Below are 13,060 nucleotides of genomic sequence, written 5' to 3'. Positions count from 1 at the left end.
TAGGGGCGACCGGGCCGCGGCGGGGGCTTCCGTCCGCACATGCCCATCGCCGATGATGTACTGCAGGATCCGGTCGCCCGGAGCTGTGCTACACCCAGACACGACTATGGAGATGTGCCGCGTGGGAGACCCTGGCACGCGACGGAGGTGCGGACGATGAGCGCCGAGACCTCCGTTCCCCGTCCCCGGGAGTCGGATGTGGACATCTCAGACTCCGCCCTTTTCCAGGGCATGCTGTCCGAGGCCGAGTTCGCCTTCGCGTTCTTCGACGGCGACGGCCGCGTCCAGCGCGTCAACGACGTCTTCTGCGGCGCCGTCGTCAACGTGCCCGAGGAGCGCCTGGTCGGCCGGCAGCCGGTCGAGGTGCTGACCGCCGACCTCAGCCAGATCATCACGCACGCCGTGCAGGCCGTGATCGAGACCGACGCGCCGGTCACCGAGGGGCGCGTGCGCGTGCGGTCGGCCGAGGGCGACACCCGGCACTGGTCGCTGTCGTTCTCGCCGGTCCACGACGACTCGGGCGAGCTGCGCGCCGTCGCGCTCGTCGGCATGGACGTCACCGAGAGCCGCCAGACCGAGGAGGCCCTGCGCCGCAGCGAGGAGCGCTACCGCTCGCTGGTCGAGGCGCAGTCCCAGCTCGTCTGGATCACCTCGCCGACGGGCTCCGTCGTCGAGGACGCGCCCCAGTGGCGCGCCATCACCGGCCAGGGCCTGGAGGAATACCTCGCCAACGGCTGGCTGGAGGTCGTGCACCCCGAGGAGCGCCAGCAGACCGAGGAGGCCTGGCGGGAGGCGCTGCGCGGGCGCACCATGTTCGAGTGGAACTACCGGGTGCGCACCCGGGCCAGCGGCTACCGCCACTTCGAGGTGCGGGCCGTGCCGATCATCCGCCACGGCAGGGTCGTGGAGTGGGTCGGCGCCAACACCGACGTCACTCCGCAGCGCGAGGCCGAGGAGATGCGCGGCAGGCTGACCGACCAGCTCGGCGCCGCCGCCCTGCGCACCGCCCGGCTGCAGGGCGCCACCGCCATGCTCGCGGAGGCGCTGACCGTCGAGCAGGTCGTGCAGGTCATCATCGACGTGGGCCGCACCGCGCTCGCCGCCGACCGCTCGGCCGTGGCGCTGCTCGACACCGACCGCGCCGCGCTCAAGCTCATCAACGGCGAGGGCATCCCCGAGGCGTCCGGCGCCTCCGGGGAGGAGATCCCGCTGTCCAGCTCCAGCGTCATGACCATGGCGGTCAACAGCCGCCGGCCGGTCTTCGCCGAGTCGCCCGACAGCCTGCGGGCCCAGCTCCTGGAGGCGGGCGGCGACGAGGAGGTGCTGGGCAACTACCTCGCCAGCAGCGACGAGCGGGCCTGGGTGGGCCTGCCGCTGCTCGCCGCGGGCCGCGCGCTGGGAGCGCTCCGATTCTCCTTCACGCGCCCGCAGAAGATCTCCCAGGAGGACGGCGTCTTCCTGGAGGCGCTGGCCGGCCAGTGCGCGCTGGCGGTCGAGCGGGCCACCCTGTTCGAGCGTGAGCACCGCACCGCCGAGACGCTGCAGCGCAGCCTGCTGCCCGACCGGCTGCCCGTGGTCAAGGGCCTGGAGCTGGCCCAGCGCTTCCGCTCGGGCAGCCGCCACGTCCAGGTCGGCGGCGACTGGTACGACGCGTTCGTCCTCCAGGACGGGCGGGTCGCGGCGGTCGTCGGCGACGTCATGGGCAAGGGCGTCAAGGCCGCGGCCGGCATGGGCCGCATCCGCAACGCGATGCGCGCCCTGGCGCTGACCAACCCGCCGCCCGCGGCCGTCCTCACCGGCCTCGACCGCGTCTTCGAGGCCACCGAGGAAGAGGAGCAGGTCACCACCTTGGCCTACATGGTCGTCGAGCCCGTCACCGGCGAGGGCACGCTGGCGCTGGCCGGCCACCCGCCGCCCGTGCTGGTCTCGCCGCAGGGCACCGCGATCCTGTGCGACGGCGAGCCCGGCACGCCGCTGGGCTGGCCGACCAGTCGCAGGCAGTTCCGGTTCGTGGTGCCGCCTGGACACACCGCCGTGCTCTATTCCGACGGTCTCGTGGAGAACCGCAAACGCGGGCTGGACGCCGGACTCGCGGACCTTTGCAGTGTTGTGACCGAAGCGCCGCCTGAGGTGGTGAAGAGTCCTCACATGTTGCTGGACTTCCTGGTTGACCGGATGTTGTCTGGATATGAACAGGATGATGACGTTACCGCGCTCGCAATTCACGTTCCGCCAGCCACGAAGAGTGACCGAATGAAACAGTCATAACGGTTGCTTTCGGGTATCAGTGGCGCGCTTACGTACGCACTACTGCCTTGGTCGGCCTAGGGTGGAGGTCAACCGCCGGGAGGTGGCCGTATGGAGTGCGGGGTCGTGCCACAATGCTGTGCAGGTCCGTCGCGGTCCGCACGGCCTCACCGATCTCCGAGAGAGGCAACAGCCCCCCAGCGGGCATCTGGGTCCATTGTCGCCACGCGTTCGTTCGAGAGGTGTTCGTGTCGCCTGCAAGTTCGACTCGCTCGAAGCCACAAGAGCTGAACGAGCCCGTCATTCAGCGACTGCTCGAGCGTGGGCGCTCGCAGGGTTTCCTCGAGTCTGAGGATGTCCGTCAGGCCTTCGAGGAGGCGGACATCCCCATGTCGCACGCCGCCGCATTCTTGCGGAACCTCAGCAAAGAGGGCGTGACCGTGGTGGTGACCGCCGCGGATTCGGCTGCGCCGAAGAAGTCTCGTGGTCCAGCAAAGCGCCGCACCGCCGCCCCCGTCAAGACCAAGACGGCGGCGGCCGCCAAAGAGCAGCAGCCCGAGACCGTGACCGCGGTCGTCGGCGCCGCAGAAGCCGAGCCGGCCGCCAAGAAGGCGGCCCCCGCGAAGAAGGCCGCCCCGGCGGCCAAGAAGGCCGCGGCTCCCGCCGCCGCCAAGAAGGCCGAGCCGAAGACCGCCGCTGGGCCTGCCGAGACCAAGCCGAAGGCCGCCGACGGCGCGCGCGGCGAGTCCGACGAGGTCGAGGACCTCGAGCTCGACGGTGACGTGGAGCTGGAGGACCTCGAGGACCTCGAGGTCGAGGACATCGTCGAGGAGGACTCCGAGGCCGAGGGCGACAGCGAGGACTCCGACGACGAGGAGACCGACGAGCCCAAGCCCGCCGAGATCGCCGCCACGCAGAAGAGCGAGGACGAGGTCCTCATCCTCTCCGACGACGACGATGACGCCCCTGTCGCCCAGGTGGCGGCCGCCGGCGCCACCGCCGACCCGGTGAAGGACTACCTCAAGCAGATCGGCAAGGTCCCCCTGCTCAACGCCGAGCAGGAGGTCGAGCTCGCCAAGCGCATCGAGGCCGGCCTGTTCGCCGAGGAGCAGCTCGGCAGCGGCGAGGCCGACGGCCTGCCGGTCGACGTCCGCGCCGAGCTGGAGTGGATCGCCGAGGACGGCCGCCGCGCCAAGAACCACCTGCTGGAGGCCAACCTCCGGCTCGTGGTCTCGCTGGCCAAGCGCTACACCGGCCGCGGCATGCTCTTCCTCGACCTGATCCAGGAGGGCAACCTCGGCCTCATCAGGGCCGTGGAGAAGTTCGACTACACCAAGGGCTACAAGTTCTCCACCTACGCCACGTGGTGGATCCGGCAGGCGATCACCAGGGCCATGGCCGACCAGGCGCGGACGATCCGCATCCCGGTCCACATGGTCGAAGTGATCAACAAGCTGGCCCGCGTCCAGCGGCAGATGCTGCAGGACCTCGGCCGCGAGCCCACGCCGGAAGAGCTCGCCCGTGAGCTGGACATGACGCCCGAGAAGGTCGTCGAGGTCCAGAAGTACGGGCGCGAGCCCATCTCCCTCCACACGCCGCTGGGCGAGGAGGGCGACAGCGAGTTCGGCGACCTCATCGAGGACTCCGAGGCGATCGTCCCGGCCGACGCCGTCAGCTTCACGCTGCTCCAGGAGCAGCTGCACTCCGTTCTCGACACGTTGTCGGAGCGGGAGGCGGGCGTCGTGTCGATGCGCTTCGGGCTCACCGACGGGCAGCCCAAGACGCTGGACGAGATCGGCAAGGTCTACGGCGTCACCCGTGAGCGCATCCGCCAGATCGAGTCCAAGACCATGTCCAAGCTCCGTCACCCGTCCCGCTCCCAGGTGCTGCGCGACTACCTGGACTGAGCCGCGACGTCCGAGCGCAAGGGCCTCCGCCGGTGTTCCGGCGGGGGCCCTTCCTCGTGTCAGCGTCAGGACAGGTGCACGTCCAGCGTCCAGGGGCGGCCGGGGCGGGGCGGGGGAGTGAGCTCGACCGTGCGGCCGAGGTCGGTGAGGGTCTTGGCCAGCTCCTCGGGCGAGGACGGGACGGTGTCGTGCCGGAGCAGGTCGCGGGCGATCTCGCCGCGGGTCGCCTTGGCCATGTGGCTGACGACCTTGCCGTCGCGGAAGACACGCACCGCCACCGACCGCTCGCCCGGCTGCCACGCGCCCGCGTACGTCGCCGACCGCATGTCCACCACCAGCCCCGGCAGCGGGTCGAGCGCCTTGGCGAGCAGGGGCCGCCAGAAGGCCGGCAACCCGCCGAGCGGCGGCAGGCTCACGCTCATCGACAGCCGGTAGGGCGGGATCCGGTCGTCGATCCGCACCACGCCCCACAGCCCCGAGAAGATCAGCACCGACTCCTCGGCCCGCCGGCGCGCCTCGCCCTCCAGGGTGCCGAGCCCCAGGTTGTCGTACAGGACGCCGGTGTAGAGCTCGGCGGCGGGCAGTGTGGGGGCGGTCTTCAGCGCGGTGTTCCTGTCCAGCTCGCCGGCCAGGCCGGGCGTCAGCCCGAGCACGTCGAGGGCGTCGCGGCGTCTGGAGGCGCGTACGAGCGCGTTCAGCACCCGCCGGCGGGCCCGGTCGAGGGCGGGGAAGGACAGCTCGCCGAGGGGCGGGCCGTTTCCCTCCGCGGCCTTGCCCTCGGACGGGGGCAGCAGTGTCAACACAGGTCACTAGCTTATGGGCGACCTGCTCCGGCCCTGGTGGTGACCCGTCGGCTACGCTGCGCGGGTGGATTTTGACCGACTTGTCCATGAAGCGTGGCCGGCGTACGAGCAACACGAGCACGACGGATGGGTGCTGCGGTACGCGGGCGGCGTGACCAAACGGGCCAACTCGGTGCTGCCTCTCGGCCGTCCGGCCGACCTGGGCGCCGCGATCGAGGCCGCCGAGGCGTTCTACGGCGACCGCGACCTGCGCCCGGCCTTCTCGATGGGGCCCGGGGCCATGCCGGGACTGGACGAGGAGCTGGAGCGCAGGGGGTACGAGCTGGTCGATCCCACCCTCGTGATGACCGCCGCGTCCCTCGCCCCGTGGCGCGGGGAGCGGGTCAGGATCGAGGACCAGCCGTGGGCCGACTGGCTGGACACCTGGTGGGCCGTGGACGGCCGGTACGAGAGCGGCCTCGCCCACGCCGCCCGCGTCTGCGCCGGCGTGCCCGCGTGGTACGCCGCCTACGAGGAGGACGGCGAGACGCTGGCCGTGGGCCGGGCCGTCCCCCAGGGGGACACGCTCGGCGTCTACTGCATGGCGACTCGCCCGGAGGCGCGGCGGCGCGGCCTGGCGCGTACGATCCTGCGCGCGCTCGCGCACCACGCGGGGACCGGCTCGGCCTACTTGGTCACCACCGCGCCCAACCAGGCCGCCCAGGCGTTGTACCGCAGCGAGGGCTTCGAGGTGGCGGCGCGCTACCACTACCGCGTCCGCTGAACGGAGATGTGACGAGGATCACATCATGCAGAACGGCCACCCCGGGCAGGACCCGGGGTGGCCGTTCTGTTGGTCCTATGCGGTTATGTCGACACGACGGGCACTGTGGATCAGCGCTCGCCGTCGGGGGCGTTCATCGGGGTCTTGCTGAGTCGAGCCGACTCGTCCAGGATGTCGGCGCCCTTCTCGCGCAGCGCCGCGATGTGCTGACGCCCGTGGTGGGCGCAGAACAGCAGCTCCCCGCCTACCGGCAGGGTCGCGCGAATGTAGGCCTGGGCGCCGCAACGGTCGCAGCGGTCGAGGGCCGTCAGCGGCTTAACGGGGGCGAGTGCTCCAGTCACGTATCGCCTTTCGGGTCACCCCCGCCGAAGCGAGGATCTGGCGTCAGTCACTTGGAACAACATCTAACCGGACGTGGGCCTTCCCAACCTCCCCCGCTGTACGCCCAGAGCGGAATGTGTCCGAAAGTAATGAGGATCAGCCGGTTGGTAACGGGAAACGTGCCGCCATGGCAAGCTTGTACGCGTGCGCAAGGGAAGAACGGTAAGCTGCGCACACGTGTTCGATGCTCAACACCCGGGGAGCTGGAGTGACGCTAGTGGAGGCGGGTTACACGGCTCGTCACCTGTCGGTGCTTGAGGGCCTTGAAGCGGTCCGCAAGCGCCCGGGCATGTACATCGGGTCCACCGACAGCCGCGGGCTGATGCACTGCCTCTGGGAGATCGTGGACAACGGCGTCGACGAGGCGCTGGCGGGCTACTGCGACCGCATCGAGGTCGAGCTCTACGCCGACGGCTCGATCGAGGTCCGCGACAACGGCCGCGGCATCCCCGTGGACGTCGAGCCCAAGTCCGGCCTGGCCGGCGTCGAGCTCGTCTACACCAAGCTGCACGCGGGCGGCAAGTTCGGCGGCGGCTCCTACGGCGCCTCCGGCGGCCTGCACGGCGTCGGCGCCTCGGTGGTCAACGCCCTGTCGTCGCGGCTCGACGTCGAGGTCGACCGCGACGGGCGGGTCCACGAGATCAGCTTCAGGCGCGGCGTCACCGGCGTCTTCGACGGCGACGGGCCCACGGCGAAGTTCAGGAAGAAGTCCGGCCTGCGCCTCGGCGGCGAGCTTCCCGCCAAGGTCACCGGCACCCGCGTGCGCTTCTGGGCCGACAAGCAGATCTTCCTGCCCGACGCCGAGGTCTCGCTCGACGAGATCCACGTGCGCCTGCGGCAGACCGCGTTCCTGGTGCCCGGTCTCACCCTGGTGGTCTACGACAGCAGGCACGAGGAGCGCATCGAGGAGGAGTTCCGCTTCGAGGGCGGCATCTCCGAGTTCGCCGAGTTCCTGGCCCGCGACGAGCCGGTCTGCGACGTGCTGCGGCTGCAGGGCGTCGGCCACTTCCACGAGACCGTTCCGGTGCTCGACGACCAGGGCCACATGACGCCCACCGAGGTCCAGCGCGAGCTGAGCGTCGACGTGGCGATCCGCTGGGGCAAGGGCTACGAGTCCACCGTGCGCTCGTTCGTCAACGTGATCGCCACCCCCAAGGGCGGCACCCACCTCACCGGCTTCGAGCGCGGTCTGGTGCGCACGATCAACGAGGTGTTGCGCGAGACCCGGCTGCTGAAGAACGGCGACGACCCCGTCACCAAGGACGACATCCAGGAGGGCCTGACCGGCGTCGTCACGGTCCGGGTGCCCGAGCCGCAGTTCGAGGGCCAGACCAAGGAGGTGCTCGGCACCTCGGCGGCCACCCGCATCGTCTCCCACGTGGTCTCGCGCGAGCTCAAGGAGCTGTTCGCCAACCCGCCGCGCGGCTACAAGCAGCCGCTGCGGGCCGTGCTGGAGAAGATCGTCGCCGCCGCCAAGGCACGCATCGCGGCCCGCGAGCACCGCGACAACCAGCGCCGCAAGAGCGCGCTGGAGAGCTCGGCGCTGCCGGCCAAGCTGGTCGACTGCCGCAGCGAGGGCGTCGACCGCAGCGAGCTGTTCATCGTCGAGGGGGACTCCGCGCTCGGCACCGCCAAGCTGGCCCGCGACTCGGAGTTCCAGGCGCTGCTGCCGATCCGCGGCAAGATCCTCAACGTCCAGAAGGCGTCGGTGAGCGACATGCTCAAGAACGCCGAGTGCGCCGCCATCATCCAGGTCGTCGGCGCGGGCTCGGGCCGTTCCTTCGACATCGAGGCCGCCCGCTACGGCAAGGTCATCCTCATGGCCGACGCCGACGTCGACGGCGCCCACATCCGCTGCCTGCTGCTCACCCTCTTCTACCGCTACATGCGGCCGATGGTGGAGGCCGGGCGGGTCTTCGCCGCGGTGCCGCCGCTGCACCGCATCGAGCTCACCAACCCGGGGCGCGGCAAGGACAAGTACATCTACTGCTACTCCGACGCCGAGCTGCAGAAGGTGCTGCGCGACCTGGAGCGGCGCGGCAAGCGCTGGAAGGACCCGGTGCAGCGCTACAAGGGCCTCGGTGAGATGGACGCCGACCAGCTCGCCGAGACCACGATGGACCCGCGCCACCGGATCCTGCGCCGGGTGCGCATCGAGGACGCCGAGGCGGCCGAGCGCATCTTCAACCTCCTGATGGGCAGCGACGTCGCGCCGCGGCGCGAGTTCCTCGTCACCAGCGCGGCCGAGGTCGACCGCGACGCGATCGACGCCTGAAAGGCCCTTCAGGTCGTCCGGAAAGTCATGGCCCCTCCCCGGGTGTGGGGGAGGGGCCGTTCGCGTGCTCACGACGCCCTGACGGCCCTGCCCGGCGATCTGCGGCGCGCCGGTCCGTGGCCTCGTACGGCGTCTTTCAGTATTCGACCGGTGAGAGCCGGCCGGTGTGCACGTCGTAGATGGCGCCGGTCACCGGCATGCCGGTCGGCAGGAACGGGCTCGTCCTGATGCGGGTCAGGTCGTGCCGCAGCGCCGCCCACTGGTCGGGCACCGTGTGGAAGTCGAGGCTGCGGGTGTCGACGCCGCGCTCGGCGGTGAGCTCGTGGATGTCGGCGTCGGTGACCTTGGTCATCCCGCAGTCGGTGTGGGGCATGACCAGCACGCGCTCGACGCCGAGCACGTAGACGCCCACCACGAGGGTGCGCAGCACGTCGTCGGTGACGCGGGCGCCGGCGTTGCGGAGGATCTTGGCGTCGCCCGGTCTGAGCCCGAGCAGCCCGAGGGGGTCGATGCGGGAGTCCATACAGGTCACCACGCCCAGCCCACGGGCGGCGCGGCCGGTGAGATCGGAGCTTCCGAACTCTTTGGCGAACTCAGCGTTGGCGGCAAACAGGTCGTCGAACGCACTCATGGCACCGATGATCCCCCATGTCAGAAGGCTCGTCGTCACCGGGGGGCGGGCGACACGCGGCCGACTTCGCAAACCTCCGACGAAAACATGTCACCATGCGTGATGATGTCGTAGCCCAAAGTGCGTAGCCAAAGTACGTAGCCCGAATGTAAGTGATCGAAGAAGGTCTGTCGTGAGTAGGTCAGAATCGCTCGCCGCGTATCTCCGTGCCCAGGCCCGGCGGAGCCTCGACCGGGTCGAGGCCAACGACGGCGGCCGCAACGCCCGGTGCGCGCTGGCCCTCCTCGACACCGCCGCCCACGCGGCCGGCCTGCCCGAGGACGATCCGCTGCTGCTCCTGCTGGAGGAAGCGGGCTGCTTCGGCCCGCTGGGAGGCGAGGAGTTCGATCCGGGGGAGGCCGGCACCCGGCTGATCCGGCGCTGGGAGGGCGGCGATCCGCAGGAGCTGCTGAGGTCCCTCCCTGCCGTGATCGCCGTCTGAGCGGGGATCCGGCCGGAGAGGTGTGCCGGATCGTCGCCCGGGTAACGGTTCCCGTCCCCCGGCGGGACCCCTTCGACGCCTCGAGAGGTGACAGATGAGCGGCATCGCGCAATTCCGTACCGTCGTGCTCGACACGCCCGACCCCAAGGGCCTGGCCGAGTTCTACTCCCGGCTGCTGGGCTGGCCGATCACGTCCGTGGAGGACGACTGGGTGGTGGTCAGCGACGGCGGCGCGCCGAAGCGCCTCGCCTTCCAGCTCGCCCCCGACCTGCGGCCCAGCACCTGGCCCGACCCCGAGCGGCCCCAGCAGATCCACCTGGACCTGCTGGTCAGCGACCTCGACGAGGCCGAGAAGCAGGTGCTGGAGCTCGGCGCGGTCAAGCACGAGCACCAGCCGGACGAGAAGGACGACGACTTCCGGGTCTTCCTCGATCCGGCCGGGCACCCGTTCTGTCTCTGCCTGAGCTGAGCCTTCGCCGGGTCAGCGGGCGGCCTGCGCCAGCAGGTCCACCGCCTTCCTCAGGTGGCCGGCGGCGAGCTCGTGGTCCGCGGTCGCCTGCAGGTCGGGCCGCCGGCCCCCGCTCTGCGCCAGGTCCCTCGCCACCGAGACGACGGCGTCGGACTGGGCGAAGGCGGCGGTACGGGAGCGTTCGAGCAGCGTGGCGGCCGTGCCCACGGCGGCGAGGACCGCGCGGGCGTCGCGGACCGAGCCGTCCCCGTTCCAGTTCCGGCCGGTGAGTGCGGGCGTCAGCGCCGCCGCGGCGGCCCTGGCCGGGCCGTCGCCGGTGGCGAGCCGGTCGCGCGCCGCCCTGAGCCGGTCGCGGGCGGGATCGGTCCGCAGGCCCCACCCGTACGGGAACAGCGGGTCGTAGGCGGCGTCACCCACGTTGATCGGAATCTGCTCCACGGCGCGGAACCAGGTGAACGGCAGCCGCCCGGTGTACGGCACCGCCCCGAACAGTGGATCGGCCACCCCGTCCCCCTCGGTGCCCGGCAGCCAGGCGGCCACCACGGCCTCCACACCCGACAGGTCACCCAGCAGCATCGGGCGGCCGGAGACGACGAGCACGACGCACTTCATGGCCCCGCACACCCGGTCAACCGCGGCCCGGTCGGCGGCCGACAGCTCCAGCGTGCGGCCCTGGCGGCCGACGTCGCCGAAGCCCTCCGCGTACGGGGTCTCGCCCACGACCACCACGCCCACGTCGTGCCCGGCCAGACCGGCCGAGGCGTCGGGCGAGTAGGTGACGGAGGCGGCGCGGCCCTGGATCGCCTGGAGGATCGTCGTGCCGGGCGTGATCGGCCCGGACGAGCCCTGCCACGTGATCGTCCAGCCGCCGCTCTGGTTGCCGATGTCGTCGGCGTTGGAGCCGGCCACGTACACCTTGGACGTGCGGTTGAGCGGCAGCAGGCGGCCGTCGTTCTTCAGCAGCACCTGGGACTTCGCGGCGGCCGTGCGGGCCACCGCGCGGTGCGCCGCGGAGCCGACGTCGCCGAGGTGGGCGCGGTCGGCGTACGGGTGCTCGAACAGGCCCAGCCGGAACTTCGCGGTCAGGATGCGGGCGACGGCGTCGTCCACCCGCGACATCGGCACCCGCCCGGCCTCGACCTCGGCCTTGAGCGTGGCGGCGAACTCCGGGTAGGCGTACGGCACCATGACCATGTCGATGCCCGCGGTGATCGAGGTGCGCACGTCGCTCGCGTAGTCGCCGGGGATCTGGTCGATGGCCTGCCAGTCGGTGACCACGAAGCCCTTGAAGCCGAGCCGGCCCTTGAGCACGTCGGTGAGCAGCTCCCGGTGGGCGTGCATCTTCACCGGCCCGGCGCCGAGGTCCACGCTGGAGAACGACGGCATGACGGTGGCGACCCCGCGCCGGACCGCCTCGGCGAACGGCGCCAGGTGGATCTCCTCCAGCTCCTTCCTGGTGACCTTGGTGACGCCCTGGTCGATGGTGTAGTCGCCGGTCGTGGAGGAGCCGTAGACGGTGCCGCCGTCGCCGGCGTAGTGCTTGGCGGTGGCCAGCACGCCGTTGTCCTGCAGGCCGTCGATGACCGTGGCCATCCGGTTCACCAGGGCCGGGTCCTCGCTGAACGACTCGTACGCGCGGCCCCAGCGGTCGTCGCGCGACACGCACAGGCAGGGCGCGAAGTTCCACGGGACGCCGGTGGCCCTGACCTCGCGGGCGGTGACCTCGCCCGCCTTCTCGGTCAGCTCGGGGTCGCGGGCGGCGCCCAGGCCGACGTTGTGCGGGAAGATCGTGGTGCCGACCACGTTGTTGTGGCCGTGCACGGCGTCCACGCCGTAGATGAGCGGCACCTGCAGCCGGGTGCGCCGGGTCTGGAGCTGGAAGGCGTCCACCATGTCGGCCCAGGCGCGCGGCGTGTTGGGCGTGGGCGTGGAGCCGCCGCCGGACAGCAGCGAGCCGAGACCGTAGGCGGCGATGTCGCTCTGCCTGGCCAGCGCCATGCGCTCGGCCTGCGTCATCTGGCCGATCTTCTCCTCCGGCGTCATCCGGCCGAGCAGGTCGGCGACGCGCTCGCGTACGGGCCTGCGCGCGTCCAGGTACGGCAGGCCGTGCGCGTCGATCACGATGACCGGGGCCTCGGCGGGCGGCCGGACGCCGGTGCCGGACAGCTCGACCGGGATGGTCTCGGCCACCTCGTTCGCGCCGTCCTTGAGGATCTTCACGGTGAACGAGCGGGACGACCCGGACGCCGTACCGGCAGGGAAGGTCAGGGTGCCCTCGGCGGGGAGGTAGTCCGCGCCGGGAGTGGCGGTGCCGGAGCCGGTCCGGTAGGCGACGGTGAGCCCGTCCGTCAGCGGCGCTCCGGTGGCGGTGGTGACCGTGACGCTCACCTTGGCCTCGGACCGCTCGCCGACCGGGTAGACCGGCCGGTCGGTGCTCAGGCGGGCGGGACGCGGGGGAGCGGTGCCGTACAGCTCGACCTGGTCCCACTCCAGGGAGCCCGCGGCGGTGGGCAGGCGCATCCCGTAGCCCCACATGGCGAGCAGGTCCAGCTCGCCGTCCGCGGGCGCGCCGCCCGGCTGGTAGTCGGCGCGGCGGGTGAAGTCCGTGAACGGCACCTTGACCTGCCGCCAGCCGGCCGCGTCGTCGGTGAACGACGACTCGAACAGCTCGGCCGCGCCGGGGCCGGAGCCGCCGTCCTTGATCTCGAAGAAGACGCGCCGGCCGGAGCCCTCGCCGTTGACCCAGAAGGAGAAGCCCTCGTACGGGGACCAGTCCTGGGTGGCCGTCAGGTCCTGGGACCAGCCGCCCCACTGGCTGATGGCGTAGCCGCTCCTCAGCACCCGGTTCGTGGCCGGGGCGCCGGGGCGGGCGGCGCCGGGCTCGATCGTGAGCGTGGGGGTGGAGGCGGTGTCGTTGCCCCAGGCGTACACGCCGGCGGGGACGGCGCCGGACTCGAAGTCGGCGAGGACCGGCAGGTCTGCGGCGGCCCGCGCGGGGGCGGACGGGGCGGCGAGAAGCGGGACCAGCAAAGCCAGGGCGGTCGCCCATAAGGGGGGTCTGCTGCGGAACACGGGGATACCTCCCGATTTGGAGAGCGCTCTC

General features: G+C 71.4%; 10 protein-coding genes. 6 read left to right on the top strand and 4 right to left on the bottom strand.

What is annotated here, in order from left to right:
• Positions 1-156: 156 nt before the first annotated feature.
• Both BMW85_RS39840 and BMW85_RS39835 read left to right on the top strand, forming a co-directional pair.
• Positions 157-2,268, top strand: coding sequence for a SpoIIE family protein phosphatase (locus BMW85_RS39840; protein ID WP_091092194.1), 2,112 nt, complete (start codon positions 157-159; stop codon positions 2,266-2,268).
• Between the two features lie 227 nt (positions 2,269-2,495).
• Positions 2,496-4,154, top strand: coding sequence for an RNA polymerase sigma factor (locus tag BMW85_RS39835; protein WP_091092285.1), 1,659 nt, complete (start codon positions 2,496-2,498; stop codon positions 4,152-4,154).
• Positions 4,155-4,219: 65 nt separating this feature from the next.
• Here BMW85_RS39835 and BMW85_RS39830 read toward each other — a convergent pair whose 3' ends face one another.
• On the bottom strand, positions 4,220-4,957 hold the full coding sequence (locus BMW85_RS39830) for a YaaA family protein (RefSeq protein WP_091092192.1): 738 nt from the start codon (positions 4,955-4,957) through the stop codon (positions 4,220-4,222).
• Between the two features lie 64 nt (positions 4,958-5,021).
• Here BMW85_RS39830 and BMW85_RS39825 point away from each other — a divergent pair, with 64 nt between their 5' ends.
• Complete coding sequence (locus BMW85_RS39825) at positions 5,022-5,720, top strand: GNAT family N-acetyltransferase (protein ID WP_091092190.1); 699 nt, start codon at positions 5,022-5,024, stop codon at positions 5,718-5,720.
• Between the two features lie 110 nt (positions 5,721-5,830).
• Here BMW85_RS39825 and BMW85_RS39820 read toward each other — a convergent pair whose 3' ends face one another.
• Positions 5,831-6,061, bottom strand: a complete 231-nt coding sequence (locus BMW85_RS39820; RefSeq protein ID WP_091092189.1) for a DUF7455 domain-containing protein — start codon at positions 6,059-6,061, stop codon at positions 5,831-5,833.
• Between the two features lie 248 nt (positions 6,062-6,309).
• Here BMW85_RS39820 and BMW85_RS39815 point away from each other — a divergent pair, with 248 nt between their 5' ends.
• Positions 6,310-8,376, top strand: a complete 2,067-nt coding sequence (locus BMW85_RS39815) for a DNA gyrase/topoisomerase IV subunit B (protein ID WP_245775332.1) — start codon at positions 6,310-6,312, stop codon at positions 8,374-8,376.
• A 136-nt stretch (positions 8,377-8,512) separates the two neighbouring features.
• Here the strand turns inward: BMW85_RS39815 and BMW85_RS39810 are convergent, their stop codons facing one another.
• Positions 8,513-9,007 carry a beta-class carbonic anhydrase gene (locus tag BMW85_RS39810; protein WP_091092186.1) on the bottom strand — a complete coding sequence of 165 codons (495 nt, stop codon included), beginning with the start codon at positions 9,005-9,007 and terminating at the stop codon, positions 8,513-8,515.
• A 172-nt stretch (positions 9,008-9,179) separates the two neighbouring features.
• Here BMW85_RS39810 and BMW85_RS39805 point away from each other — a divergent pair, with 172 nt between their 5' ends.
• Positions 9,180-9,488: a hypothetical protein gene (locus tag BMW85_RS39805; protein WP_091092184.1), complete on the top strand. Its 309-nt coding sequence runs from the start codon at positions 9,180-9,182 to the stop codon at positions 9,486-9,488.
• Between the two features lie 94 nt (positions 9,489-9,582).
• Entirely contained in the window at positions 9,583-9,957 is a 375-nt protein-coding gene (locus tag BMW85_RS39800; protein WP_091092182.1) for a VOC family protein, read from the top strand.
• A gap of 12 nt (positions 9,958-9,969) precedes the next feature.
• Here BMW85_RS39800 and BMW85_RS39795 read toward each other — a convergent pair whose 3' ends face one another.
• Positions 9,970-13,029, bottom strand: a complete 3,060-nt coding sequence (locus tag BMW85_RS39795; RefSeq protein WP_245775331.1) for a glycoside hydrolase family 3 N-terminal domain-containing protein — start codon at positions 13,027-13,029, stop codon at positions 9,970-9,972.
• Positions 13,030-13,060 lie beyond the last annotated feature (31 nt).

The organism is Nonomuraea wenchangensis, from assembly GCF_900111685.1.
Lineage (GTDB): Bacteria > Actinomycetota > Actinomycetes > Streptosporangiales > Streptosporangiaceae > Nonomuraea > Nonomuraea wenchangensis.
The sequence above is the reverse complement of the archived record's forward strand: the minus strand, read 5'-3'. Positions and strand labels throughout refer to the sequence as shown.